We start from the raw sequence: 1,470 nt of genomic DNA on the forward strand, positions 1-1,470 counted from the left end.
GCCGACTACATCAAGCACCACTTGCAAAGCTTGACCAGTATGTCGGATGTTACTCGGGGTCAAGGACTGAAAAACATCGCTGATTTTTCGTTCATTAACCTTGATGCAATCTTTTTTGCCGTTCTGTTGGGCGTAATCGGCAGCTTCCTTTTGTGGCGTGGGGCCAAAAAAGCAACTGCTGGCGTACCTGGTCGTTTTCAAGCGGCTGTTGAAATTCTGTTCGAATTCGTGGATAACATGTGTAAGAGCATTATCCATAACGAACAATCGCGTAAAGCTGTTGCGCCTTTAGGCTTGACTCTGTTTGTCTGGATTTTCCTGATGAACGCCATGGATATGTTGCCGGTTGATTTGCTGCCAATGGTATGGCAAGGCGTTACCGGTAATCATCACGCACTGTTGCGTGTCGTACCGACTGCTGACTTGAATACCACTTTGGCTTTGGCAATTGGCGTATTGTTGGTATGTATTTATTACAATATCAAAATCAAAGGCTTTGGCGGTTGGATTCACGAATTGTTCAGCGCGCCTTTCGGTCCGATGCTCGCTCCGGCCAACTTCCTGCTCAACTTGGTAGAGTTTTTGTCCAAAACCGTATCCCACGGTATGCGGTTGTTTGGTAATATGTATGCCGGTGAGCTGGTGTTCCTGCTGATTGCTTTGTTGGGTGGTGCGTGGGCATCAACTGGCAGCATCGAAACTTTAGATCCAATTTTATTTGTGTTCCACCTGATTGCCGGTTTGGCTTGGGCGATTTTCCACATTTTGGTTATCACCTTGCAGGCATTTATTTTCATGGCGTTGGCGTTCGTATATATCGGACAAGCGCATGATGCACACTAATCAAGTAGTTTTTTCGTAGTTTGTTTTTTGTAGTTTAACCTTTACTATTTTAAGGAGTTTAAAAATGGGTTTGATTGCTATCGCATGTGGTTTGATCGTTGCCTTGGGCGCATTGGGTGCCTCTATCGGTATCGCAATGGTTGGTTCTAAATACTTGGAATCTTCTGCTCGCCAACCTGAGCTGATCGGTCCTCTGCAAACCAAACTGTTCTTGATCGCTGGTCTGATCGACGCGGCCTTCTTGATCGGTGTGGCTATTGCCCTGTTGTTCGCCTTCGTTAACCCGTTTGGTGCTGCGTAATCAAGACGGAGCGATCCGTTCAGATACAGGCTTATGGTCTGTTTGATTAACCCAGATACGAAGGTTAAGTAACGTGAATATTAATGCAACCTTATTTGCGCAAATCCTGGTTTTCTTTGGCTTGGTTTGGTTTACGATGAAATTCGTATGGCCTCCGATTGCCAAAGCATTGGATGAGCGTGCCGCAAAAATCGCCGAGGGCTTGGCTGCTGCCGAGCGCGGTAAGAGCGATTTTGAGCAGGCAGAGAAAAAAGTTGCAGAACTTATGGCCGAAGGGCGTAATCAGGTAACCGAAATGGTTGCCAACGCCGAAAAACGTGCTGCAA

At 46.5% G+C, this 1,470-nt stretch carries 3 protein-coding genes; all 3 read left to right on the forward strand.

From position 1 onward, the window contains the following. On the forward strand, positions 1 to 843 hold an 843-nt coding region (gene atpB, locus ACTHUE_RS18810; RefSeq protein WP_440424160.1), incomplete at its 5' end, for a F0F1 ATP synthase subunit A. A 64-nt stretch (positions 844 to 907) separates the two neighbouring features. Next, positions 908 to 1,144: a F0F1 ATP synthase subunit C gene (gene atpE / locus ACTHUE_RS18815; RefSeq protein ID WP_003676106.1), complete on the forward strand. Its 237-nt coding sequence runs from the start codon at positions 908 to 910 to the stop codon at positions 1,142 to 1,144. 73 nt (positions 1,145 to 1,217) lie between these two features. Further along, a partial coding sequence (atpF, locus tag ACTHUE_RS18820) for a F0F1 ATP synthase subunit B (RefSeq protein WP_440423436.1) occupies positions 1,218 to 1,470 on the forward strand: 253 nt, incomplete at its 3' end.

It is taken from the genome of Neisseria sp. P0021.S005 (assembly GCF_051956955.1).